We start from the raw sequence: 23,934 nt of genomic DNA on the forward strand, positions 1-23,934 counted from the left end.
CAAATCAACAAACTCCCGCCGGGCGTCCAACGAAAAATTCCTGACCACAACACGCTCCATCAATCAGAGCGTTGCAACGACCCTATGACTCCGCCGGTTCAAAACGCGCACTAATGCGACGCAGTTGGGTGGGGCGGGACGAAAAAACGCCGGCCCTTCCGCGAAACGGAGGGGCCGGCGTTGGTCGTCTAATAAGTGTTAGCCTGCGTACGGCTTGGCGGAAACGATCTCCACGGAGATTTCCTTGCCGTTGGGGGCGGTGTAGCTGAGCTTGTCGCCCTCCTTGTGGCCGATGATCGCAGCACCAAGCGGGGACTTTTCGGAGAAGACGTCGATGTCCGAGTCGCCGGCGATCTCGCGGGAGCCGAGGAGGAACTTCTCCTCGTCTCCGGCGATCCTGGCAACCACCAGCATGCCGGGCTCAACAATTCCGTCGTCGGCGGGGGCTTCGCCAACCTGGGCATCGCGCAGGAGCACGGTGAGCTGGCGGATGCGGGCCTCGATCTTGCCCTGCTCCTCCTTGGCTGCGTGGTAGCCGCCGTTTTCCTTGAGGTCGCCTTCCTGGCGCGCGGCTTCGATCTTCTGGACGATATCCGCCCGGCCGGCGCCGGAAAGGTGGTCCAGCTCAGCCTTCAAGCGGTCGAAAGCTTCCTGGGTAAGCCAAGCTGCTGTGGCGCTGTTGGTGGTAGACACGGATTTCTCCTCTTGATCTGACAAAACAAAAGACCCCGCCGAGGTGGCCACTCGTGAAACTCAGTAACCAACTAAACGGGGGTGAAGGTTCTATCCATTGTAGTAAATCCTTTGGATGAACCCAAACCGGTTGAGTGCTGCGTCACATGATTGTTATTTGCCGCTGTCGGTGATCCAGCAATTGTCAACCACGCCGGACACAGCCGCGGATTCGGTGATGAGGACCGTCCGCTGGGCGGTTGTCCGCCCGCCGTCGGCGTCCTGTTGGGGATCATTCGGTCCGATCTCCACCACTTTCCACCCCACGACGGCGAACTTGGAGTCCATGGCCTTGATGGCGCATTTCGCTGTGGCTGTGGGGGACTTGGTGACCTGGTAATCCACCTCGGCCTGGGTGTCATCCACGGTGCTGTAGCCGATGTCCTTGAAGGTGACGGGAGCCGTGGCGGAGCCGGTGGCGACGTAGGCGGCAAAACCGATGCCCACCACGAGGGCTCCGATGATGATGTTCCTCTTGGACTTCCGGGTCAATCCGCGCTTTTGGCCACCGTAGCGATTGGCTAGGCTGTTGTCTGCCGGAAGTTTGGTGGCCGATGCGTCCTCTGAAGTCACCCATCCAGTTTAGTGCGGATCCCGGCAGTCCCTAATTTGCACCATCCATGAAAGAGGAGCCGTCCCGTGACTGCGTCCACCGAGACAGAGCAGCTTCGCCTGCTTGCCGTCCATGCCCATCCGGATGATGAGTCCAGCAAGGGTGCGGCAACCATGGCGATGTATGCCGCGGCCGGAGTTGAGGTCATGGTGGCCACGTGCACCGATGGATCGCGAGGAGACATCCAGAACCCTGCCATGGAGGATGCTCCGCACCCCAAGCGGGACATGGCGGGTGCACGCAGGTTGGAGATGGCGAACGCCGCGGCAGTCCTCGGCATCCAGCAGAGGTGGTTGGGATTCGTGGATTCGGGTCTTCCTGAGGGTGATCCGCTGCCTGCGCTGCCCGCGGGTTGCTTCGCCCTGCAGCCCTTGGAACGAGCCGCTGCGCCACTGGTACGTTTGGTGCGCGACTTCAAGCCGCACGTGATCATCAGCTACGACGAAAATGGCGGCTATCCGCACCCGGACCACATCATGGCGCACAAAGTGGCCGTGGAAGCGTTCGAGGCAGCCGGAGACCCCGGGCGGTATCCGGGCATCGGCGAACCGTGGGCGCCCAGCAAGCTGTACTACGACCGCGCCTTCAGTCCCGAACGTTTCCGTGCACTGCATTTCGCGCTGGAAGAAGCCGGATTGCAGTCACCGTACGCCGAGCGGCTTGCAGCCTGGCTCGAAGCGGACGCCGAGGGCCACACGCTGCCTGTGCCGGCACACCAGACCACCACGCAGATTGATTGCGGCGACTTCTTCGAGGCGAGGGACGATGCCCTCAGGGCGCACCGGACCCAGATCGACCCGGTGGGTTTCTTCTTCGCCGTTTCTCCGGACCTGCAGCGCACCGCATGGCCGTGGGAGGACTACACGCTGGTCCAGTCCAAGGTCACGTCCGAGCTGCCGGAAAAGGACCTCTTCGCAGGGATAAGATAGGGAAGGCCCGGGTTTCTATCGCTCGTAGAAGTCTCCCGGGGCCAACCAGATCCCAGCCCCCTGGACCGGCATGCATCAGCTCCCATAGAAGGTTTGAACGTGCACCACTTGATCCTCGCCCTGACCGTCAGCCCGTCGCCCGACCCCACCGGCACGCTGCGTCCGGGCCTGTCCGAGGACCAGGTGACGCCGGGTACGTGGGGCTTTGTCCTGACCGCCTTCATCGTGATCCTTACCACTTTCCTTATTGTGGACATGGTCCGGCGCATCCGCCGCGTCCGGTACCGCGCACAGGTGGAGGAAGCGCGACTGGCCGCCGAGTCAGGATCGGCTGACGCTCCGACGGATGAGAACGGCGATGCCGCTCCCGGGCCCCGCTGACCCGCAGGAAAACACGTGGCCCGGGGCGTCCAATGCCTTGGGCTTGGAGCCGAGCGCCTACTTGCGCCAGCATGCCGGCAATCCGGTGTTCTGGCGGCCTTTCGGCGATGAAGCCTTTGCCTTTGCGGCGGAACGCGACGTTCCGGTCTTCCTCTCGATCGGCTACGCGGCATGCCACTGGTGCCACGTCATGGCCCATGAGTCCTTCGAGGACCAGGCCACGGCCGACTACTTGAACGCACACTTCGTTCCCGTCAAGGTGGACCGCGAAGAGCGCCCGGACGTCGATTCGGTGTACATGGCAGCCACCCAGGCCATCAGCGGCGAGGGCGGCTGGCCCATGTCCGTCTTCCTCACTCCGGATGGGCTCGCCTTCCATGCCGGCACTTATTTCCCGCCCACACCCTTGCCCGGCAGGCCCTCCTTCCTCAACGTCCTTGAAGCAGTCCACGAAGCCTGGGCGGAGCGGCGCGAAGCCGTTGAGCAGAACGCCCGCGGTTTGGCGTCGAACATGGCCAACGCCCAGATGTCCGCCGCGGTACGGCTTGATGGGCCGCCCGAAGTTCTTGATGCCGGGTTGCTGTCCGATGCCGTCGGCCTGTTGGCACGGTCCGAGGACATGGCCGCCGGTGGCTTTGGCACCGCCCCCAAGTTCCCGCCGTCGGCCGTCGCGGAATTCTTGATCCGGCACGCGGCGGCACCCTCCGAAACAGCCGAAGCAGCGCGGGACATGGCCGGCCGGACCCTGGCAGGCATGGCACGTTCCGCCTTGCGGGACCAGCTCGACGGCGGTTTCGCCCGGTATTCGGTGGCGGCGGACTGGTCCGTTCCCCACTTCGAAAAAATGCTCTACGACAACGCCCAGCTCCTGCGTGCCTATACGCACTGGATCAGGCTGGGCGGAAATGCCGTGTTCCCTGTTGAGGAAGCCGCTGCCGTTGCGTCGGACTGCGCCGACTGGATGGTGTCTGCCCTTGCCGTGGAAGGGGGCGCCCTGGCATCTTCCCTCGACGCGGATACCGTGGTGGACGGCGTCCATCACGAGGGGGCGGCCTATCTCTGGACGCCTGGCTCGCTGCAGGAGGTGCTGGGCACCGGCGATTCCGAGGCCGTTGCGCGGATCATGAACGTACGTAGTGAGGGCACCGTTTCCGCACTCGGCTCGCCGCTGCATCCCGGGAAGCTGCCGACCGGCCCCGAATCCAGGATGTGGGAACGCGTGCGCCCGGCCCTTCTGGCCGCGAGGAACAAGCGCAACCAGCCCGCACGGGACAACAAGGTGGTGGCCGGATGGAACGGCTTGGCGGTAGCAGCCCTGGCAGAAGCCGGAGCCGTCCTGGAACGGCCGGGACTGGTCACGGCTGCTGAGGGCATCGCCGGCTACCTTGAACGTGTCCATTGGAATTCCGGCGAAAGCCTGCTGACACGCGTCTCGCACGATGCCGCGCCGAGGGGGATCGGTGGACTCCTGGAGGACTACGCCTTCTGCGCGGACGGCTTCTTTGCGCTCTACGCCGTGACAGGCAAGAAACGTTGGTTCGGCCTGGGCGAAAGCCTGGTCCTGGCCGCCAGCGAACGATTTGTGGCAAACGGCCGGCTCGCAGACTCGGCCGGTGAATCTGCCCAGGTCTTCAATGCCCAGGGGCAGCATGCCGCGCTGGATCCGTTCGACAACGCCACGCCCAGTGGTGCCGCCGCGTTCGCCGGTGCGTTGCTGACCTACTCGGCCTACTCGGGATCCCACGATCACCGCCTCATGGCCGGCAATATCCTGGGCTTGCTTCCGCCGATCGCCAGCCGCGCGCCCCGGGTGGCTGGCTGGCTCCTGGCCACGGCGCAGGCCGCCCTTGCCGGGCCGGTGGAGGCCGCCGTCGCCGGTCCGGACACGCCGTCGCGGCGCGAACTCCACCTAGCGTTGCTGGCTTCGGCCAGCCCGGGTCTGGTGGTCGCCGTGCAAACCGCGGACGACGGCGGGTCCCCGGCAGCCGCCGTCGACGTTCCGTTGCTGCGGCACCGCTCAGGCGGCGCTGACGGCTCGGCGCAGGTGTACTTGTGCCGCGGGATGGTGTGTGAAAGGCCCGTGGGGACAGTGGCCGAGGTGGAGGCCAGGCTGGCCGCGATGGTTTCCAGCGACTGAGCCGCGGGGCCCTAGCTTAGGACGGCGATCATGATCGCTACGAAGTGAGCCGCAAAAGCGAACACCGTGAAGGCGTGGAACAGTTCATGGAAACCGAAGTGCTTCGCGCTGAAATTTGGCTTCTTGATTCCGTAGAACACGGCTCCGGCGATGTAGAGGGCGCCGCCAACGCAGATGAGCACGGCGGAGGCCGCGTTGGCGGCGAAGAACTGCGGCAGGTAGAACAGTGCACCGCAGCCGAGGGCAACATAGATGGGCACGTACAGCCACCGCGGTGCGTGGGTCCAGAGCACCCTGAAGAGCACGCCGGCTATGGCTGCGGACCAAATGGTCCACAGCAGCGTGACCGCCGCGGGCCTGTCCAGCAGTGACCAGGCGAGGGGCGTGTAGCTGCCCGCGATGACCAGCATGATGTTGGTGTGGTCCAGCCGCTTGAGCACAATCCGGACCCTGTCATTCCAGTTACCACGGTGGTAAACAGCGCTGACCCCGAACAACATGACTCCCGTCAGGGCATAAATGGCCGAGGTGACCTTGCGGTCCGCGGTGGGCGCAAGAGCTACCAGGACAATCCCGGCCGCAAGCGCAAACGGCGTTGCCACCGCGTGGATCCAGCCGCGCCACAAGGGCTTGATGTTGAGCGTGTCAGCCATTGTTAAAGGGTAACCTACGGTCCGGTAAGTTACTTGCGGGTAATATTGCTTCGCCTTGTTCCTGGGCACCTGCTGCACCAGCCTGCCAGCTCGGGCAGGTAGCCTTGGATGTGCGCGTCGTTCGATTGATCAGAGCAAGGAAGTCAGGTGAGAGTCCGGTGGAGCTGCCCGGTTTCCTCTACGGCTTCTACGAACGCAGGCTCCTCAGATCGCTCGACCACCAGAAGATTCCGCGCCACGTCGGCGTCATGGTGGACGGCAACCGCCGGTGGGCGCGCCAGTTCAACGCACCCACCAGCGAAGGGCACCAAGCGGGAGCGGACAAGATCCACGAGTTCCTGGGATGGTGCCAGGAACTGGGCGTCAAAGTAGTGACCCTGTACATGCTCTCCACGGACAACATGAGCCGCTCCGGCGAGGAGCTGGACCTGCTGATGGGCATCATTGCCAACACCATGGACCGCCTGGATGAGAACGAGGATATTTCAGTCCATGCCATGGGGGCGCCGGAACTCCTTCCCGACTACCTTGCCGAGCGGCTCAACAAGCTCACTGCCCGGACGCCGGTCCACGAGAAGATCCACGTCAACGTGGCCGTGGGCTACGGTGGGCGACGGGAAATCGTTGATGCCGTCCGGGAACTCCTCCAGGACGCCGCTGCCAAGGGCCGTAACATGTCCGAGGTTGCAGATGAACTCTCGGTGGACGACATTTCACGTTTCCTCTACACCAGGGGCCAGCCTGATCCCGACCTCGTCATCCGCACCTCCGGTGAACAGCGGCTCTCCGGCTTCCTGATGTGGCAGAGCGCCTACAGCGAGTTCTACTTCTGCGAGGCCCTGTGGCCGGCTTTCCGCAAGGTCGACTTCCTGAGGGCACTCCGCGATTATGCGGGACGCCAACGCCGCTTCGGTTCCTGAGGCGCCCGATTCCTCATGCTCTTTGCAACCGCCGCTGGGTGAACTTCCGTTAATACCGAATTCACTCGTGGAGAAACGACTTGCCGACGCCACAAAGAGGAATTTCCTGTGGCGGGGATTACGTTAAACCCATCAGCAGGCAAAACCGCCCGCTGATCGGGGAGGCCAGTAGATGGAGCGGATCATCGCACCAGTTACAGGGGAGGCCACGCCCGGCCTTCCGGCCGAGCCGCTTCACCATAAGGCCGGGCGAACGCCCGGGGCTGGAGTCGATGTGGCTATTTCAGAGCAACTGCCCGCAATGGTTTCCGACGGGGAAAGTGCGGCTACCTCTCGCGCCAAGCGCGCCACCAAAGGGACAAAGAAAACCGCGGCTCCCACAGGCCACAGCTACGTCATAGATACCTCCGTCCTGCTCTCCGATCCGCACGCACTGCTGCGCTTCGCCGAGCACGAGGTCATTGTCCCGATCGTGGTCATCAGCGAACTTGAGGGCAAACGCCACGATCCGGAACTGGGCTATTTTGCCCGGAAAGCCTTGCGGCTGCTGGACGACCTGCGGATTGAGCATGGCGGCCTGGACCACCCCATTCCTTTGGGAAACGATGGTGGCCTGCTCAGGGTGGAAATGAACCACATTTCGCCGGACGTCCTCCCAGCGGGCTTCCGCGGCGGCGACAACGACAGCCGGATCCTGGCCGTCGCGAAGAACCTTGCCAACGAGGGCCACAACGTCACCGTGGTCTCCAAGGACCTTCCCATGCGCGTCAAGGCTTCGGCCATGGGCTTGCATGCCGATGAGTACCGGAACGAGCTGGTCAAGGACTCCGGCTGGACCGGTCTTGCAGAAATCGAAGCCAGCGAACAGGAAGTCAGCACCCTTTACGGCCACGAACCGGTCTTCATCCCGGCCGCGGCCGAACTTCCCGTGAATACCGGCCTGGTGGTCCTCTCCAACCGCGGCTCGGCGCTGGGCCGGGTGGGTTCGGACAAGCAGGTCCGGTTGGTCAAGGGAGACCGGGATGTCTTCGGCCTCCACGGCCGCTCGGCAGAACAGCGGCTCGCCATCGACCTTCTCATGGACCCGTCCGTGGGCATCGTTTCCATTGGCGGGCGTGCGGGCACCGGTAAGTCCGCCCTAGCCCTCTGCGCGGGCCTCGAAGCCGTCCTCGAACGCCGCGAGCACCGCAAGGTAGTGGTCTTCCGTCCCCTGTACGCAGTAGGTGGACAGGAGCTCGGCTACCTGCCCGGCTCCGAATCCGAGAAAATGAACCCGTGGGCGCAAGCGGTGTTCGATACCCTCGGTGCGTTGGTCAGCCAGGAAGTAGTGGAAGAAGTCATGGACCGCGGAATGCTGGAGGTCCTGCCGCTCACGCACATCCGCGGACGCTCCCTTCACGACGCCTTCGTCATCGTGGACGAAGCACAGTCACTGGAGAAGAATGTCCTGCTGACGGTCATGAGCCGCATCGGGCAGAACTCCAAGATTGTCCTCACCCACGACGTCGCCCAGCGTGACAACCTCCGCGTGGGCCGGCACGACGGCGTGGCAGCCGTCGTCGAAACCCTCAAGGGACACCCGCTGTTCGGCCACATCACGCTGACCCGGTCTGAGCGGTCGCCGATCGCAGCCCTTGTGACGGAGCTGCTTGAAGGGGCAGAAATCTAGAGTGCCGCCGGCCGCGCGGTGGTTACCACCGCGCGGCAGCGGCCTCCTGTGTGGCCGGGTTCCGGCCGGCCCCGCACTTTCGCCGTCCATCGGTTGGGTCCGCGCGTCAGCGGCCTCCCGCCGTCGCTTAGACACAACGCATAAGGCCCCCTTCGGTCGCTGGGCGACCTTAGGGGGCCGATGCGTCGCGATGCGCTCCTTTCCGGGAGGCCGCTGTCGCGCTCGTGCCGTCGGCGCCGGTCAGAGGCCCAGGTACGATTTCAGTCCTTCGTGGCCTTGGACGTGGAGGGTCCAGTCGGGGCGTTTGAAGGACTCCGGAGTGAGGCGGACTTTTTGGACGTCCTCCACTTCGGCGCCCCAGGTTGTGCGCGTGAGGCCGTTGGGTTCGTAGCCCAAGCTTGTGGAGACGCCCAGGGATTGTTGGTTCCAGGTTGCGGCTTCGGATTCGGCCACTTCCGCTTTCAGGTAATCGAAGGCGTAGCTGACGACGGCGGCCCGCATCTCCTTGCCGACGCCGCGGCCTTGCGCCGCTTGCTTGAGCCATGAGCCTGTGTGCACCGTCCGGAGTACCGCGAACTTCGTGGCCGCCAGGTCTTGGACTCCGAGGAAATCATCGCCTTGCCAAACGCCCAGGAGCAGGGTCCAGTCGTCCGGGGTGAATCCTGCCCGGCAGCGCCAGTACCACTGGGCCATCTTGGGAGCCAGTTCGTTGTCCGGGAGTTCGGCCCACGGCGTGCTGAAAGGGCTCTTTCCAGGCTCGTGGATTCCGGACCGGGCAGCAGCCACGGCGGCGGGGATGTCGGCGTCGAAAATGGGACGCAGGACGAGGCGCGGCGTGGTGAGGGTCAGTCCGAAAGGGGGCCAGATGTCTGCCAGCGAGGTCATCGCCGCAGTCTAGCGTGGCTGGAGCGGGGCTTGCTGTCACACGGCATCCTGCAGGGCCGCGCAGCGTCAGGCCGCCGGGCCGATGTCCCAGGAGATGTGGCGCCTGACATCGGTCAAGTTCATGGACTCGGCAAGGAAGAGGTCATCCAACATGTACTCGTCCACGGCCAGGATCTTGAGCCAATGGCCCTTGCCGGAGGATTCGCCATCCAGCGATTGGCTGGCGACGCAGACTCCCGTGGCAGCGTCTACACGGACCAGCGTCCGTCCCGGGTGCGCCAACGGTTCGGCGGGATCCGAAGGCTTGTAGGTCCGGCCCCGGGTGATTACTGCCTCCAGTGCCAGGCGCCCCTCGTGGTCCACCTCGCGGAGTTCATCGAAGGACACCGGGTTGGTGTCCGGGAACTCCAGGGGTACGGGCGCGTTGCCGGCAAGTTCCACGGGGTCCAGGGCGGCGGCGAGCCGGCCGTTTCCGAACGAAGGCTCACCGTAAGCGGCTTCCGGACGGCGCCGAACCAGGCCGCCGTCGTCGTAAACAGGTGTCACCAGATGCGGCGGAAGCAGCCACGAGCGGCGCGTAGCGCTGACATAGAACTCATCCCTGGAGTCGTTGATCCCCGTGGTGCTGTAGAGGAGTTGGCCATCCGGAGACTCCAGGCGGAGCGCTCCCGGACGCCTGAGCCAGGCCCGCACGATGTTGGCGCCCGTCCCCGGCCGCTCAAGGTATTCGAACCGAAGGCTGGTCCACTTCCAGGGCGATGAACGGCACAGGTTCCGGAACGTGGAGGACAAGTCGGAATGATCCCCTGAATGCCCGTTTGAGGGTCCAAATCCCGGCGGCAGGCCGGGTCCATCTGTACTGTAGCGCCCCATATCCACAGTGTACCCAGAGGTTCACGCCGGGCCCGGAGATAATCCGGGGTAGCATCCGAGGGTGATCCGACGACTCGCCGACCTCTGGGAGGCCGCCCCTTTTGCCTTCTGGCTGGTGCTGTTGGCGTCCCTTTATTTCGTGGTCATGGCGGTGCGGCTCACGGTGATCGACGTTCGAAGCCATTTGCTGCCCAACCGCATCGTCTTCCCGTCGTACGGGGTGGCCGGGATCCTGCTCCTGGCTGCGGCCCTGCTCTCCGGGTCACGCATGGACGGCGCGCTGGCCGGAATTCCGGGGCTCGGGGTGCTTGCCGGTGCCGCTGCCCTGTGGGTCCTCTATTTCCTGCTCCGGCTCGTCTATCCGCCGGGCATGGGATTCGGGGACGTGAAGCTGGCCGGGGTCTTGGGTTTGTATCTGGGCTACCTTGGCTGGGGCCACGTATTCGCCGGAACCTTCCTGGCGTTCCTCCTGGGCGGGCTGTGGGGGCTGGTCATCATCGTGACCAGGAGGGGCAGCCTCGCCTCGGCGATTCCCTTTGGACCGTTCATGCTGGCAGGGGCTGCCGCAGCCATGGTTGTCCTGCCTGCATGACGCCGTAAGCTGGCTGCATGGGTGCACCTGAGTTTGTGCTGAAGCTGCGGGAAAAAATCGGGAATGACCCGTTGTGGCTGCCTGCAGTCCGGGGCATCGTGTTGGATGACGAAGGCAGGGTGCTCCTGTGCCAACGATCGGATAACGGACACTGGACGCCGATTACGGGAATCCTGGACCCGGGGGAGCACCCGGCCCCGGGTCTGGTCCGGGAAATCTTCGAGGAAACAGCCGTGGTAGCCGAGACCGAACGGATCATCGGGGTCGGAGTGGTAGGTCCGGTGACCTTTCCGAACGGCGACGAATGCGATTTCCTCGATATCACGTTCCGCTGCAGGTATGTCTCCGGTGAGGCCCGGATCAACGACGACGAGTCCCTGGATGTCCGGTGGTTCCACCTGGACGATCTCCCCGAAATGAGCCACGGACACCTGCAGGCCATACGGCTCGCCACGGAGCCCGAAGGCCCCGTGGCGTACCAGACGGAGTAGCAGATCAGCGGCGGGCGGCTTCGAGTTCCTCGGCCTCGGCGCCGCCGATCGCCTCACCGCGGGCAACCATGCCGGCCGTGTCCGAGAGCGGGATCTGCTTCAGGGTGATGGCCAGGATCAGGGCGATGGCGATGAACGGCACGAGATACCAGAACACAGGTGCCAGGGAGTCGGCGTAGGCGTTCACGATCGCGTCCCGAAGCTGTTCCGGCAGCTGCGCCAGGGCCTGCGGATCCAGGGTGCTGGTGGACTGCGAGGCCTGCTCGGATGAAGCTCCGGCGCCGGTGAAGGCCTTGGTCAAGGACTCAGCGAGGCGGTTGGTGAAGATCGAGCCAAAGACCGCTACGCCCAAGGACGCACCTACTTCGCGGAAGTAATTGTTGGTGCTGGTTGCGGTACCGATCTGGTCCGCAGGGACCGAGTTCTGGACCACCAGGACAATGACCTGCATGATCAAGCCCAGCCCGGCGCCGAAAATGAACAGTTGTACGCAAATCATCCAGATGGGCGTCTCGGCGGTCAGGGTGGTCAACCAGAGCATGGCAAGGATGGTCAAGGCCGCGCCCAGGATGGGGTAGAGCTTGTACTTGCCCGTCTTGGAAATCCTGATGCCGGAGAAGATGGACGTGCCCATGAGGCCCACCATCATGGGGAGCATGAGCAGGCCGGACTCGGCCGCTGAGGTTCCGGAGGACATCTGCAGGAACGTCGGCACGAAGGCGATTGCAGCGAACATGCCCAGGCCCAGCGTGAAGCCGATGGCCGTGGCGTTGATGAAGATCGGGTTGCGGAACAGGCTCAGCGGAATGATGGGATCCTCGGCGCGGCGTTCAGCCATGACGAAGGCGAATGCGGCCAGGACCACGCCGGCGCCAAAAGCCCACGTCAACGGTGAATCCCAGCCTTCGTCCTTCTTGCCACCAAAGTCGGTGAAGAAGATGAGGCAGGTGGTGGCAGCGGAAAGGAAGACGACGCCGAGGATGTCGATCTTCTTTTCGGCCTTCTTGTTCGGCAGGGTCAGGGTGAACCAGGCCGTGATGAAGGCGGCGATGCCGATGGGGATGTTGATGTAGAAAGCCCACTCCCAGGTCAGGTGGTCCACGAAGAATCCACCCAGCAGCGGACCGGCGACGGCGGACAAGCCGAAGATGGCGCCCAGCGGACCCATGTACTTTCCGCGTTCCTTGGCCGGCACAATGTCCGCGATGATGGCTTGGGACAGGATCATGAGGCCACCGCCGCCGAGGCCCTGGATGGCCCGGAACACCACGAAGCCTCAGAACTCCGTAGCGAAGGCACAACCGACCGAAGCCAGGGTGAACAGGGCGATGGCGACGAGGAACAGGTTCCGCCGGCCAAGGATGTCACCGAACTTGCCGTAGATCGGCATGACGATCGTGGTGGCCAGGAGGTAGGCCGTGGTGATCCAGGCCTGGTGTTCCACGCCGCCGAGCTTGCCCACGATGGTGGGCATGGCCGTGGAGACGATCGTTTGGTCCAGGCTGGACAACAGCATGCCCGCTATCAGGGCAGAGAAGATGATCCAGATCCTCTTCTGGGTCAAGAGCAGCGGCTCGGCTGCCTTCGAGAGTGTACTCATGCGGGGTCCTTCGGTGTCTGTGCGGGGGTGGTGTCCAGCGGTTGCGAAAAGAGTTTCCGGGCCGCGGCGAGGTTCTGGTCAAGAAGCTCGCGGTAGGGCCGGGTGTTGTCCTCCGAGAAGAACTGGTGGGAGGTCTTCTTGGAAACGGCTCCGAATACGGCCGAGGCCATGACGATTTCCGGGTGCCCAGGGGAGAGGCCTTCGCGGTGGGCGATCAGTTCCATGAACTGCATTTCCCGCGCCTCGCCCTCCAAGGTCATGCGGCCAAGGAGCTGGGGTTCGGCCTTGATGGCGGCGATCAGTTGGTGGACTTCGGTGCGGCTGATGGTGGATCGCTCCACAATGTCCACGGTGAGGTGGTAGAGGGCTGCCAGCAGTGTGTCCGAGATGCCGCCTGGGCGACGTTCGGGATGGCGGTTGAAGTCATCCAGCGCATCCTGGGGCAGGTCGTCGGAGAAGGCCCCGATCACGGCGTCTTCCTTGGAATGGAAGTAGTTGAAGAAGGTACGCCGCGAAATGCCCGCCGCTTCGCACACCTCTTCAACGGTGTAGCCGTTCAGTCCCCGTGCGGCGGTCAGGGTACGGGCGACGGCGGTGATCGCCAGCCGCGTGGCAGCCCGCTTACGCTCGCGAAGGCCGCCGTCGATATTTGCACTATTGCTCACAGAGTAAAGTTTTGCACTTAGAAACCAATAGTGCAAAAAGAAAGTGAAGTGTCGTTCCCCACATGCTTCGGTACAGAAGGGGGCGGGGACGACGACGGCCGGCACCTTCCGTGCGGAAGGTACCGGCCGTCGTCGTACTTGCGGGTTGGTGCGCCTAAGCCTTGTGGGCCGGGGACGTCATGGTGGTGACGTCGAGGGCCTTATCGAGGTCGGCCTCGGAAACCTTGCCTTCTCCCTCGCCGACGAAGCCGAGCTTCTCGGTGGCCTGGCGGATGGTCAGGCCTTCCTTGACGGCGATCTTGGCGATCTTGGCGGCGTTCTCGTAACCGATGTACTTGTTCAGCGGCGTCACGATGGAGGGGGAAGCCTCGGCCAGGAAGCGGGCGCGCTCGACGTTGGCGGTGATGCCGTCGATCATCTTGTCGGCCATGACGCGGCTGGTGTTGGCCAGCAGGCGGATGGACTCCAGCAGGTTGGCGGCCATGACCGGGATGCCGACGTTGAGCTCGAAAGCACCGTTGGTACCGGACCAGGCGATGGCGGTGTCGTTGCCGATGACCTGGGCGCACACCATGATGGAGGCTTCGCAAATCACGGGGTTGACCTTGCCCGGCATGATGGAGGAGCCGGGCTGCAGGTCAGGGATGGCAATTTCGCCGAGGCCCGTGTTGGGGCCGGAACCCATCCAACGGAGGTCGTTGTTGATCTTCATGAAGGAGATCGCGATGTTGCGGAGCTGGCTGGAGCCTTCGATCAGGCCGTCGCGGTTGGCCTGCGCCTCGAAGTGGTCCCGGGCTTCGGTCAGCGGCAGGCCGGTGTCGGCTGCGAGGAGCTCGATGACGCGCTCCGGGAAGCCTGCCGGTGTGTTGATACCGGTGCCCACCGCGGTGCCGCCGAGGGGAACTTCGGCGACGCGGGGGAGTGCGGCGTTGATGCGCTCAATGCCGTAGCGGACCTGCGCGGCGTAGCCGCCGAACTCCTGGCCCAGCGTGACGGGGGTGGCGTCCATGAGGTGGGTGCGGCCGGACTTGACGACGTCCTTGAACTCCGCGGCCTTGCGGTCCAGGGACGCGGCCAGGTACTCCAGGGCCGGGATCAGGTCGTTGATCAGGGCAGAGGTGGCTGCAACGTGGACGGACGTCGGGAAGACGTCGTTGGAGGACTGGGAAGCGTTCACGTGGTCGTTGGGGTGGACCACCTTGTCGCTGCCTGCTGCGGAGAGGGCACGCGAAGCCAGCTCTGCGATGACCTCGTTGGTGTTCATGTTCGAGGACGTGCCGGAGCCGGTCTGGAAAACGTCGATCGGGAAGTCGCCGTCGTACTTGCCGGCCGCGACCTCGTCCGCTGCGGAAGCGATTGCCTTGGCGAGCTCTTCATCGAGCACTCCCAGTTCGGCGTTCGCGAGTGCAGCGGCCTTCTTGACGCGTGCAAGTGCTTCGATGTGCGTGCGCTCCAGCGTCTTGCCGGAGATGGGGAAGTTCTCCACAGCACGCTGCGTCTGGGCGCGGTACAGGGCGTTCACGGGGACGCGAACTTCGCCCATCGTGTCATGTTCAATACGGAACTCAGTGGTGGAAGTCATGGGGCTAGCTTAGGGCGATTGCGGGCTCCACCGAAAACCCGGAAGGCAGTGCTACGTGCCCCGGCCGAGGGGCCGGGGCACGTAGTCCTAAACCTGTCCGATCGCGGAAACAAGGGCCGCTTGGCCCTCACCGAGCTTGTAGGAGAGACCGATCACGGCCACGCGGCCGTCCTCAATGGCGTCGGAAATCACACGTGAGCTGTCCGCGAGGCGATCCGCGGTCTGCTTGACGTGTTCCACCACCATGTCGTTGACGTCTTCCTGGCCGTTGCGCTTGGCGGTCAGCACAGAGGGGGTGATGCGTTCCACGAGGTCGCGGATGAACCCCGGTGGCATCTCACCCGTTTCCACGGCTCCCTTGGTGGCCGTCACGGCGCCGCAGCTGTCGTGGCCCAGGATGGCGATCAGGGGAACCTTGAGTTCGCTGATGCTGTACTCCAAGGAACCGAGGACCGCGTCATCGATCACCTGGCCGGCCGTGCGGACCACGAAGGCATCGCCCAGGCCCAGGTCGAAGATGATCTCGGCCGCGAGGCGCGAGTCGGCGCAGCCAAAAATGACGGCGAAGGGATTCTGTCCCTCGAGGAGGGAGGAGCGGCGGGAAGCATCCTGGTTGGGGTGCTGGGATTCGCCGGAGACAAAACGTTCGTTACCCTCGCGGAGGCGTTGCCAGGCCAGGGCCGGAGTCAGATTAGTAGGCACCTGATTACTTTACGGCGCGGGCGTGGCAGGCTGCGAAAGTGTTGCGCCGGGTTGTGGGGAAGTGGAGCCTGCTGCGGGGGCCTGGTCCGCGGACCTTACGACGGCGGCCGCCAGGGTGGCGAATTCGTCGAGGTTTGCCGTGCCGCTCAGGATGATGGTGGTTCCTTTGTATTGCAGCGTCATGCTGCGCTTGTCCTTGCCGGAGTCACGCAGTTCCCAGTCCTGGCCGCCGGCGTTCCGGGTTCCCGTGACCGGGAGGTTGCCCGTCTGTTGCAACACCCAGGTGGGGTTGGCCTGCCGCGTCTGGATCAAGCCGATGAACGCCTCCTTGGGCGTCAGGTAGCCCACCTCCCACGTGGGGACGCCAGTGGCGGTGCCGGTTTCCCACCGGGCATAGTTTGGCGTGAATGTGTCGCCGGTATCCGGGGTGACGGGTGTGAATCCCGCCACATCGGTGGCGTTCCGGGCGATGCCTGCGACGTCCACTGCGGGTCGGAAGTTCTCACCTTTGGGTGCGGGGTTCATGAGAACGACGGGAAGGAAGGCCAGGACACACAGCACCAGCGCGATGATCATGCCAATGACCGAGGCGTTGGCCCGTTTGGCGGCTTTCGCCGGAATGACGGGCTTGTACGGGGCGTCCGGGTTACTGGTGGGGCTGGCCTCATTGGCGTTGGGGCCATTGCCGGCCGCGGGCTTGTCCTGCGTTTCACTCACTCTTCCATAGTCCCTTATCGCTGCTGTGAACACACAACCGGGGACCTCACCAGGCCCAACGGATGCGGTGGTCATCAACCGCCCGGTAGGAGCTCCGGCGACTATGATCAATGGAGAGGGACCACAGGTGGCCTCGTGCAACCGTGTCCGGTCCCGTGAATCGTCACTCGAAGAAGAGGTTCAAGTGTCTCCTGCACCAATGACCCAGCAGTTTTCCACGATTTCGCCGTCGCTCGCCGTCGGAATCGACGAGCCTGACCGTAACCTCGCACTGGAACTCGTCCGTGTCACCGAAGCCGCAGCCATTGCCGGCGGCCACTGGGTTGGCTTCGGCGACAAGAACAAGGCAGACGGTGCCGCCGTCGACGCCATGCGCTCATTCCTCCACACCGTCCACTTCAACGGCGTCGTAGTCATCGGCGAAGGCGAAAAGGACGAGGCCCCCATGCTGTTCAACGGCGAACAGGTTGGCGATGGCACCGGACCGGAGTGCGATGTTGCCGTAGACCCCATTGATGGAACGCGTCTGACTGCCCTGGGCATCAACAATGCCCTTGCCGTCCTGGCCGTGGCCGAACGCGGTTCCATGTTCGATCCCTCCGCCGTGTTCTACATGGAGAAGCTCGTCACCGGTCCCGAGGCTGCCGACATGGTGGACCTCCGCCTTCCGGTCAAGCAGAACCTGCACCTGATCGCCAAGGCCAAGGGCGTCAAGGTCAGCCAGCTCAACGTCATGATCCTGGACCGCGACCGCCACCGCCCCCTCGTGGAGGAAATCCGTGAAGCCGGCGCGCGCACCAAGTTCATCATGGACGGCGACGTCGCGGGTGCCATCGCCGCGGCCCGCAGCGGTACCGGCGTGGATGCCCTCATGGGCATCGGCGGCACGCCGGAAGGCATTGTTGCTGCTTGTGCCATCAAGTCCCTCGGCGGCGTGATCCAGGGCCGCCTGTGGCCCACTTCCGACGACGAGAAGCAGAAGGCCATCGACGCCGGCCACGACCTTGACCGCGTCCTGTCCACCAATGACCTTGTCACCTCGGACAACTGCTACTTCGCAGCCACCGGCATCACCGACGGCGACCTCCTCCGCGGCGTGCGCTACCAGAAGGACCGCGTGCTGACGCAGTCAATCGTGATGCGTTCCAAGTCCGGCACGGTGCGCTTCGTCGACGCCGAGCACCACGCATCCAAGTGGGAGACGTACGCGCGCAGGTAAGCTCTGCACCCAACGCGCCTTAGGCGCAAGAAGCGCCCCATCGCTCTGCGGCTATCTCCTCGTTCCTCGTCGATTTGATGCCGCTGACGCGATAGGGCGCTTCTTGCTGTGTGGCGGACCAGGTGTCGCGCTTTCCTGGCGCTGGAAGAGAGAATCAGCGGAGCCGGTCGCGGACTTTGCGTGCCAGTTGATAAGCGCCGTAGCGGAGTTTGTTGACCGGAAGGTCCCACGTACCGGGGTAGGAGACTTCACGGCCGCCAAAGGACTTCTTGAAGGCCGTGAAGCCCGCCCATTTGTGGTCCGGCTGGTCTTCCGGCGCCACACCCCAGAGATCCACGTGCTTGAGGCCTTTGTCCTTGGCATCGGCCATGAGGGTGACCAGCAGCGGGATGCCTGCACTGAGCTTGCGGTGGGTGTCATCCAAGGCGGCGTGGGCGTAGACGCGCGTATCCGAGGAGTCATACGCAAAGGCCGCCGCGATCGGTTCGCCTTTCAGCTCTGCGATGAAGAGGGTTCCGGCGCCCGCGGGGAGCAGGGACTGCGCCACGCTGGTGAGGTACTCGTCGCTTTGCGGCTTGAAGCCGTTGCGCGCTGCAGTGAGGTGCAGGAAGTGCAGCAGCACGGAAATGTCCGCGGGGTCCTGTGACGCCCGGAAAGTGACACCCTTTTTGTGGATGTTCCGGTACAGGTTCCGGTTGGTGGGCTTCATGCCCGCCAGGACGTCCTTGAAGTCACCTTCAAGGTCCACGATCCAACTCAGTTCCGGTTGCTGGTTGGCCGGCGCGGGCTGCAAGCCGCGCGCCCGAAGGAGGGGGCCGGCGTCGGACGCGGAGAACCCGGCGGAGACGGGCTCCATGCGGACGAACACGGCGCGTTCTTCCTTCGCCAAAGCCACCAAGGCGGCAGTAGCGGCGTCGAAAGCTTCCACGGAGTCCGCCATGGGCCCGTAGGGTGCATAGATCACTTTTCCGGCGGGGTTCTTTTCCTCGATGGCCAGGAAGCTCCAGCCGGGACCGGACTGCTCGTGGACGCGGCGGCCCAGGGATCGTTGCACATCGGCCCAGGCGGACGTTTGGAGGAAGTGGTCCATGCTTAGTTCCCTTTCGCCCAGGATGACAGCCCCGTGGTGACGGCGAAGGCCACGCTGGTTTCGGTGGCCCCCTGGACAGGATGGACGTTCACGGGATTCTCCACCTCGGGGATGAACGCGGCGGCGCCGCGTTCCAGGCGGAGATCGCTCTTGGGGGAGTCGAGGACCACGGACCCGGACACGACCACGACGACGGCGGGCCCGGTTTGCGCCAAGGGCACGGGCTCGGCCGTGGGGCCCAGTTCGATGCGTTGCAGCTGGAACTCCTTGAACGGCGGGCGGTACAGTTCCTGGCCGAACTCGGTGCCTTCAGCCACCACGTGGGGAACCCCGAGGGCCTCGAAACGCACGGTTTTGAGCAGTTCGGGGACATCGACGTGCTTGGGCGTCAGGCCGCCGCGCAGCACATTGTCCGAGGTGGCCATGACCTCCACGCCCAGGCCGTGGATGTAGGCGTGCACGTTTCCTGCGGGCAAGTACACGGCATCGCCGGGCTCGAGGGTCAAGTGGTTCAGGAGCAGCGAAATGAGCACTCCGGGATCGCCGGGGAAGGCCTCGTTGATGCCCAGCATCGCGGTCAGTGCCTCTTCGTGCGGTTCGCGTGGGGCACCCGAACGGAGCACCGATTCGACTTCCACCACGGCCTCGGACACTTCACGTCCGCCCTCGATCAGCCGCGTGAAGGCCGCTTTCAGGGCGGCGGATTCCTCTGCCCGGCAGAGGTCTTCGATCACGCCGGTGATGATGGCCGGTACGTCCATGGCCGCGGAGTCCATCACCGTTGCCAGGTGTTCAAAGATGCTCCGGGACTGCGCCGCGGGCCGGAATCCACACAGCGCCCTGAACGGGGTCAAGGCATAGATCATTTCCGGCTTGTGGTTGTCGTCCTTGTAGTTGCGTTCGGCAGAGCCGGCCGCGAGCCCTGCGGCGTTCTCCCGCGCCCAACCCTCCCGCGCTTGTTCCAGGCTGGGATGGACCTGCAGCGACAACGGCTGCTCGGCCGCCAGGAGCTTGGTCAGGAAAGGCAGCCGCGGACCGAATTCCGCCACGCTCTCCTCGCCCAGGAAATGCCCGGGATCCGAGGCAATGAGTTCATCCAGCGCCTGCCTTACACCGTTCGGGTGGACCGCCGTCGAGGGGGAATCAGGATGCGCCCCGATCCACAGCTCTGCTTCCGGGCCGCCCGAGGCGGGCCGGCCCAGCAACTCCGCGATCGCCGTCGTCGAACCCCAAACATAGGGCCGCAAAACATTCTCAATCTGGTACACGAAAGAAAGTCCTTTAGGTTGCGTGAACGTGGGCGGGAGGCTGCGTGGCTACAGCGGGGCGCACTGGCCGTTGGTGGCCACAAGGTCACGGATGCCTTGTTCGTCGCCTTGCGCTTTGAGCCCGTTGAGCAGCTCCTCGGTGATGGGTGTTCCATCGGGCGTGGTGGTCACCGGCGTGAAGTCCGACGACGACGGCGACGGCTGCTGGCCGGCCGGCCGGACGCTGGACTGCTGGGCAGGAACCGCGCCGGCGGCAGTAACGGTGCCTGCTCCCGGCTTGGTGCCGGGCACCATGGCGTCGTCCGCTTTGGGACTGTTCTGCGAGGCCAACAGTTGCTGGACCCTGGAATGGATAAGGTCGAAGTCCGGAACCGTGGAGAACGAGGCCTCGAAGTCCGGTGGTCCTATGGTGAGCCGCTGGACGGGCTGCCCCTTGGACTTCAGTGCCAGGTCCACGAAGCTGCCCAACTGCGAGGACGAGATGTTGGAATCCACCACCTTGGTGCCGGCGTTGGCGATGTCCTCGAACTTGGTCAGCAGCGTCGCAGGGTCGAGTTGCTTCAGCATGGCCTGCTGGACGCATTGCTGGCGTGCAATCCGGGCATAGTCATCGACGAATTCGCGCGAGCGGCCATACCACAGGGCGTGGAACCCATCGAGGTGGACATCACCCGCGGGGATCCAGCCGTCGGGCATGCCGTGGATTCCGTTGGCTTCGTCGGTGACGGGACCGCTGATGGGTACCCAACCACCTGCCTTGACGCGGATGCCGCCCATGGCATCGATCAGCTTGGCGAAGCCGTCCATGTCCACCAGGACGTAGGCCTGGACAGTGATGCCCAGTGTTCCGGACACGGCCTCCAAAGTCGCCTGCGCTCCGGGATCGGCAACGCCGGGATAGAGGTTCTGGTAGTTGTTGGTGACCTCGGTGTTGACGGCGTTGATGAGGCACTCATCGCCGCAGTTGTAGCCGTCCGGGTAGATCTTCCGCATGGGGGAACCCTCGCTGAACTGTGCGTTCTGGAGGTTGCGGGGGACGGAAATAATGGCGCTTTCACCGGTTTTGGCGTCAACGCTGATCACCGAGAGGCTGTCCGGGCGGCGACCCGTGCGATCATCTCCGGCGTCGCCGCCCATCATCAGGAAGTTGTAGCGGCCGTCCACCGGGTCGATGGCCGGACCGGCGTCGAAAATGCTGCCGATCGCGTTGCGGCTGACATTCAACACGTACGCGAGGTAGCCCAAGGAGCCACTCGCCAGGACGGTGGCGGCCACCAGCACCACGGCAATGATGGGCCGCATTCCCGGGGCGAGCAAGGTGGGGCGGATGATCCGCAGCGTGTTGATGAACAGGAACGCCCAGCCGAGGGCCAACGCCACCAGGACCACAATGAGCAGCAATGAGCCCACGGGATGCGTTGCAATGCTCAGCAGGACACTGCGGTTGACCAACGCAAGGACCAAGGTCAGCAGCAGCAAGGCCCAGACAACCAGGGTGACGCGGAGGGCGATCCGGCCCAATTTGCGGTCGCCCGCGACAATCTGGGCGCTGCCCGGGATGAAAAGGGTGAGCAGGACCAGCACGAAGGCGCGTTTGGTCCGTACCGGGGCGCTCGCCCCGGACGGATAGCGGACAGGATCAGTCAGCGTTGCCCCCGACTGAAACGTATTCTTTTGCATGCTGGTCATCCGCTGCCTTCCTAGCGGGTGCTCCGTGCGGAATCGCCGGCAGGTGCGAAGACTTCTTCGACCTTTCGCCGGAGGTTCTGGCCCTTCTTGGTGGCAACGTCATTGAGTTCCTGCGCGAAGGTGAGGAGGTCTTCGCGGAGGCGGCCGGCGAGTTCGTCCGTGCCGGAGGCCAGCATCCGGACGGCAAGGAGGCCCGCGTTGCGTGCACCTGCGATGGATACCGTCGCCACGGGAACGCCGGCGGGCATCTGCACGATCGAGAGCAGGGAATCCATGCCGTCGAGGGTCTTCAGGGGAACCGGTACACCAATGACCGGCAGGGGAGTGACCGAGGCGAGCATGCCCGGAAGGTGGGCCGCGCCGCCCGCGCCGGCAATGATGACGCGAAGACCGCGCTCATGGGCCGTCTGGCCATAGCGGATCATTTCGGTGGGCATCCGGTGGGCGGAGACCACATCAGCCTCGAAGGGAATGCCGAATTCAGCCAGGGCGTCGGCGGCAGCCTCCATAACGGGCCAGTCAGAGTCCGAACCCATGACGAGCCCAACAAGGGGAGCGGTGTTTTCAGAAGTCATGCGGTCTCCTCGGAGGTGGACTGTGCCGGCAGGCGGCCGTCGCGGATGGTGTTGGCTACGGCTGTGGCCCGCTCGCGCACGGAGTCGACGTCGGAAGCAGAGGTGCCCACCAAGTTGACGTGCCCGATCTTGCGGCCCGGACGGACGGATTTTCCATAGCAGTGGACCTTGGCGGCGGGTTCAAAAGCGAGGGCCATGGGGAAGGCCTCGAACAGGTCCTGGTTTTCGCCGCCGAGGAAGTTCTTCATGACCGTGACCGGAGCCAGGGCATCGGTGGCACCGAGCGGAAGGTCCAGGACAGCCCTCAGGTGCTGTTCGAACTGGCTGGTGATGGAGCCGTCCTGTGTCCAGTGCCCGGTGTTGTGCGGGCGCATGGCGAGTTCGTTGATCAGGAATCCGGCACCCACGCCAGGGGTTTCAAAGAGTTCCGCTGCCATGACTCCGGTAACGCCAAGTTCGTTGGCAATGCGCAGTGCCGCTTCTTCGGCTGCCGCTGCGACCTCCAGGGAGATGTTCTGTGCCGGAGCAATGACTTCGTCGCACACGCCATCCACCTGGATGGTGTGAACCACAGGCCAGGCGCGCGATTCGCCGCTGGGGGTGCGGGCCACCAAGGCTGAGAGTTCGCGGCTGAAGTCCACCTTGGCTTCGGCGAGCAGCGGGCTCATGGTCTGGAACCAGTCAGCCGTTTCCGTGGCTTCCTCTGCGGAGTCCACGATGCGCACGCCCTTGCCGTCGTAGCCGCCGCGCGGAGTCTTCAGCACCACGGGCCAACCGATCTTGTCGCCAAAGGAGACGAGTTCGTCCACCGAGCGAACTGCCGACCATTCCGGGTTGGGCAGGCCAAGGCGGTCAATGGCCGCCCGCATGACCAGCTTGTCCTGGGCGTTGACCAGTGCATCCGGACCGGGCTGGACGTTAACGCCGGCGTCCAGGAGCGCGCGGAGGTGCTGCGTGGGGACATGCTCGTGGTCGAACGTGAGGACGTCCACGTCCTTGGCGAACTCCAGGAGGGCATCGAGGTCCTTGTAGTCTCCAATGGGCGCGGTGGCCACTGCGGCAACGGCCGAAACGTCCTCACCTTCAGCCAAAACGCGGAGTTCGAATCCCAAAGCGGTAGCGGGCGGGGCCATCATGCGTGCGAGTTGGCCGCCGCCAACAACGCCAATAACAGGAAAAGTCACAAGGTTCAGCCTACCGAACCAGTGGCGGGATCATTGATTCTGCGGCTTTTCGTCCCAACTTTTCCGCCTTTAACGTGGTGCGGCGCACAGGGGTATAGGCGTTCTCACAGCCGGCTCCCGGGCAGCCCTTGGAATTCGGCGCTAAAATGGATGAGGCCCATCGGCCCACTTTTCAACGGCCTTGGAGGGTCATGATCACCACACTTGCAGATCGCATCCGCGGACTTGCCTCGCTCTTTTGGCGCGAAGTAGCCAAGTTCGGCGCCGTCGGCGGCGTTGCGTTCGTCATCGACTCGGCCGTCTTTATCTGGCTTTTCTCGGGTCCGATGCACGGCAGTGAAGTGTGGGCCAAGGCGATTGCGACGATCGTTGCAAGTGTCTTCTCCTGGGTGGCCAACAGGTTTTGGACGTTCCGCCACCGTAAGCAGGCGAACGTAGTGCGTGAAGCCGTACTTTTCGCTGTGATGAACTTCGTGGGCCTTCTGATTGCCTCCGGATGCGTTTGGTTCGCCAAGTACATCCTGAACCTGAACGACAAGCCGTCCCTCTTCATTGCGGGCAGCGTGGTGGGCCTGATCCTGGGAACCATCTTCCGATTCTTCGCCTACCGTTTCTGGGTCTTCAACGAAGAACTCGACGCCGAGCCCGCCTACTCCCACGACCACGAGCTCATCGAGGTCCACCACAAGGCAAAGGCAAGCGTTGCCGAGTCGGGCAGCGCAGGGCCGCCGACGGGCGAGGTGCCGTCCATCAAGAACGGCTGACGCG

The 23,934-nt window shown here is 64.2% G+C and carries 23 protein-coding genes and 1 pseudogene; 9 read left to right on the forward strand and 15 right to left on the reverse strand.

The annotated features are described in order from the left end of the window. Positions 1 to 198: 198 nt before the first annotated feature. A complete protein-coding gene (gene greA / locus ACIQTZ_RS09145; protein WP_400330791.1) occupies positions 199 to 693 on the reverse strand; it encodes a transcription elongation factor GreA in 495 nt (164 codons plus the stop codon). Between the two features lie 153 nt (positions 694 to 846). After that, positions 847 to 1,305: a DUF4307 domain-containing protein gene (locus tag ACIQTZ_RS09150; RefSeq protein WP_400330794.1), complete on the reverse strand. Its 459-nt coding sequence runs from the start codon at positions 1,303 to 1,305 to the stop codon at positions 847 to 849. Positions 1,306 to 1,371: 66 nt separating this feature from the next. Here ACIQTZ_RS09150 and mca point away from each other — a divergent pair, with 66 nt between their 5' ends. The 3 genes from mca (at position 1,372) to ACIQTZ_RS09165 (ending at position 4,792) form a co-directional block, all read left to right on the forward strand. After that, the gene (gene mca / locus ACIQTZ_RS09155) at positions 1,372 to 2,274 is read left to right on the forward strand and encodes a mycothiol conjugate amidase Mca (RefSeq protein ID WP_402946965.1); all 903 of its coding nucleotides are present in this window, start codon (positions 1,372 to 1,374) and stop codon (positions 2,272 to 2,274) included. A 99-nt stretch (positions 2,275 to 2,373) separates the two neighbouring features. Beyond that, complete coding sequence (locus tag ACIQTZ_RS09160; protein WP_397324735.1) at positions 2,374 to 2,655, forward strand: hypothetical protein; 282 nt, start codon at positions 2,374 to 2,376, stop codon at positions 2,653 to 2,655. Then, positions 2,633 to 4,792, forward strand: coding sequence for a thioredoxin domain-containing protein (locus ACIQTZ_RS09165; RefSeq protein WP_402979727.1), 2,160 nt, complete (start codon positions 2,633 to 2,635; stop codon positions 4,790 to 4,792). The genes ACIQTZ_RS09160 and ACIQTZ_RS09165 overlap by 23 nt, the downstream gene beginning before the upstream one ends. A gap of 11 nt (positions 4,793 to 4,803) precedes the next feature. Here ACIQTZ_RS09165 and ACIQTZ_RS09170 read toward each other — a convergent pair whose 3' ends face one another. Continuing rightward, positions 4,804 to 5,445 (reverse strand): hemolysin III family protein, encoded by a 642-nt coding sequence (locus ACIQTZ_RS09170; protein ID WP_400330802.1) that lies wholly within the window; start codon positions 5,443 to 5,445, stop codon positions 4,804 to 4,806. A gap of 158 nt (positions 5,446 to 5,603) precedes the next feature. Here ACIQTZ_RS09170 and ACIQTZ_RS09175 point away from each other — a divergent pair, with 158 nt between their 5' ends. Both ACIQTZ_RS09175 and ACIQTZ_RS09180 read left to right on the forward strand, forming a co-directional pair. Beyond that, on the forward strand, positions 5,604 to 6,365 hold the full coding sequence (locus ACIQTZ_RS09175; protein ID WP_397324740.1) for an isoprenyl transferase: 762 nt from the start codon (positions 5,604 to 5,606) through the stop codon (positions 6,363 to 6,365). 274 nt (positions 6,366 to 6,639) lie between these two features. Continuing rightward, positions 6,640 to 8,034 (forward strand): PhoH family protein, encoded by a 1,395-nt coding sequence (locus ACIQTZ_RS09180; protein WP_400330805.1) that lies wholly within the window; start codon positions 6,640 to 6,642, stop codon positions 8,032 to 8,034. 240 nt (positions 8,035 to 8,274) lie between these two features. On the opposite strand, the gene ACIQTZ_RS09185 is transcribed toward ACIQTZ_RS09180, so the two are convergent. After that, on the reverse strand, positions 8,275 to 8,919 hold the full coding sequence (locus tag ACIQTZ_RS09185) for a GNAT family N-acetyltransferase (RefSeq protein ID WP_402979731.1): 645 nt from the start codon (positions 8,917 to 8,919) through the stop codon (positions 8,275 to 8,277). A gap of 66 nt (positions 8,920 to 8,985) precedes the next feature. After that, on the reverse strand, positions 8,986 to 9,792 hold the full coding sequence (locus ACIQTZ_RS09190; RefSeq protein ID WP_402979734.1) for a hypothetical protein: 807 nt from the start codon (positions 9,790 to 9,792) through the stop codon (positions 8,986 to 8,988). Between the two features lie 61 nt (positions 9,793 to 9,853). Here ACIQTZ_RS09190 and ACIQTZ_RS09195 point away from each other — a divergent pair, with 61 nt between their 5' ends. Continuing rightward, on the forward strand, positions 9,854 to 10,384 hold the full coding sequence (locus ACIQTZ_RS09195; protein WP_402979737.1) for a prepilin peptidase: 531 nt from the start codon (positions 9,854 to 9,856) through the stop codon (positions 10,382 to 10,384). 17 nt (positions 10,385 to 10,401) lie between these two features. Continuing rightward, positions 10,402 to 10,875 carry an NUDIX hydrolase gene (locus ACIQTZ_RS09200; protein ID WP_402979740.1) on the forward strand — a complete coding sequence of 158 codons (474 nt, stop codon included), beginning with the start codon at positions 10,402 to 10,404 and terminating at the stop codon, positions 10,873 to 10,875. 4 nt (positions 10,876 to 10,879) lie between these two features. On the opposite strand, the pseudogene ACIQTZ_RS09205 reads toward ACIQTZ_RS09200, so the two are convergent. From ACIQTZ_RS09205 to ACIQTZ_RS09225, 5 genes and pseudogenes are all read right to left on the reverse strand, one after another. Next, positions 10,880 to 12,475, reverse strand: a pseudogene (locus ACIQTZ_RS09205) (MDR family MFS transporter). Then, entirely contained in the window at positions 12,472 to 13,140 is a 669-nt protein-coding gene (locus tag ACIQTZ_RS09210; RefSeq protein WP_402979743.1) for a TetR/AcrR family transcriptional regulator, read from the reverse strand. The pseudogene ACIQTZ_RS09205 and the gene ACIQTZ_RS09210 overlap by 4 nt, the downstream one beginning before the upstream one ends. A 154-nt stretch (positions 13,141 to 13,294) precedes the next feature. Beyond that, a complete protein-coding gene (locus tag ACIQTZ_RS09215) occupies positions 13,295 to 14,722 on the reverse strand; it encodes a class II fumarate hydratase (RefSeq protein ID WP_400330822.1) in 1,428 nt (475 codons plus the stop codon). Between the two features lie 87 nt (positions 14,723 to 14,809). Then, the gene (locus ACIQTZ_RS09220) at positions 14,810 to 15,424 is read right to left on the reverse strand and encodes a carbonic anhydrase (RefSeq protein ID WP_400270509.1); all 615 of its coding nucleotides are present in this window, start codon (positions 15,422 to 15,424) and stop codon (positions 14,810 to 14,812) included. A 9-nt stretch (positions 15,425 to 15,433) separates the two neighbouring features. Continuing rightward, positions 15,434 to 16,141, reverse strand: a complete 708-nt coding sequence (locus ACIQTZ_RS09225; RefSeq protein WP_402979746.1) for a DUF4245 domain-containing protein — start codon at positions 16,139 to 16,141, stop codon at positions 15,434 to 15,436. Between the two features lie 199 nt (positions 16,142 to 16,340). On the opposite strand from ACIQTZ_RS09225, the gene glpX reads away from it, so the two are divergent. Then, the gene (gene glpX / locus ACIQTZ_RS09230) at positions 16,341 to 17,360 is read left to right on the forward strand and encodes a class II fructose-bisphosphatase (RefSeq protein WP_397324760.1); all 1,020 of its coding nucleotides are present in this window, start codon (positions 16,341 to 16,343) and stop codon (positions 17,358 to 17,360) included. Between the two features lie 154 nt (positions 17,361 to 17,514). On the opposite strand, the gene ACIQTZ_RS09235 is transcribed toward glpX, so the two are convergent. Genes ACIQTZ_RS09235 through ACIQTZ_RS09255 form a run of 5 tightly spaced genes read right to left on the reverse strand, consistent with a single transcriptional unit; the run spans position 17,515 to position 23,166 of the window. After that, positions 17,515 to 18,450 carry a lipid II:glycine glycyltransferase FemX gene (locus tag ACIQTZ_RS09235; protein ID WP_402979749.1) on the reverse strand — a complete coding sequence of 312 codons (936 nt, stop codon included), beginning with the start codon at positions 18,448 to 18,450 and terminating at the stop codon, positions 17,515 to 17,517. Positions 18,451 to 18,452: 2 nt separating this feature from the next. Further along, a complete protein-coding gene (manA, locus tag ACIQTZ_RS09240) occupies positions 18,453 to 19,718 on the reverse strand; it encodes a mannose-6-phosphate isomerase, class I (protein ID WP_402979752.1) in 1,266 nt (421 codons plus the stop codon). 48 nt (positions 19,719 to 19,766) lie between these two features. Beyond that, positions 19,767 to 21,407, reverse strand: coding sequence for an LCP family protein (locus tag ACIQTZ_RS09245; protein ID WP_400330837.1), 1,641 nt, complete (start codon positions 21,405 to 21,407; stop codon positions 19,767 to 19,769). Positions 21,408 to 21,418: 11 nt separating this feature from the next. Further along, on the reverse strand, positions 21,419 to 21,982 hold the full coding sequence (gene purE / locus ACIQTZ_RS09250) for a 5-(carboxyamino)imidazole ribonucleotide mutase (protein WP_400330840.1): 564 nt from the start codon (positions 21,980 to 21,982) through the stop codon (positions 21,419 to 21,421). Further along, the gene (locus ACIQTZ_RS09255; protein ID WP_402979755.1) at positions 21,979 to 23,166 is read right to left on the reverse strand and encodes a 5-(carboxyamino)imidazole ribonucleotide synthase; all 1,188 of its coding nucleotides are present in this window, start codon (positions 23,164 to 23,166) and stop codon (positions 21,979 to 21,981) included. Before ACIQTZ_RS09255 ends, purE begins: the two co-directional genes overlap by 4 nt. A gap of 191 nt (positions 23,167 to 23,357) precedes the next feature. Here ACIQTZ_RS09255 and ACIQTZ_RS09260 point away from each other — a divergent pair, with 191 nt between their 5' ends. Further along, on the forward strand, positions 23,358 to 23,930 hold the full coding sequence (locus tag ACIQTZ_RS09260; RefSeq protein WP_402979758.1) for a GtrA family protein: 573 nt from the start codon (positions 23,358 to 23,360) through the stop codon (positions 23,928 to 23,930). The last annotated feature ends 4 nt before the right edge of the window (positions 23,931 to 23,934 follow it).

Source organism: Paenarthrobacter sp. NPDC090520 (assembly GCF_044769205.1).
GTDB lineage: Bacteria > Actinomycetota > Actinomycetes > Actinomycetales > Micrococcaceae > Arthrobacter.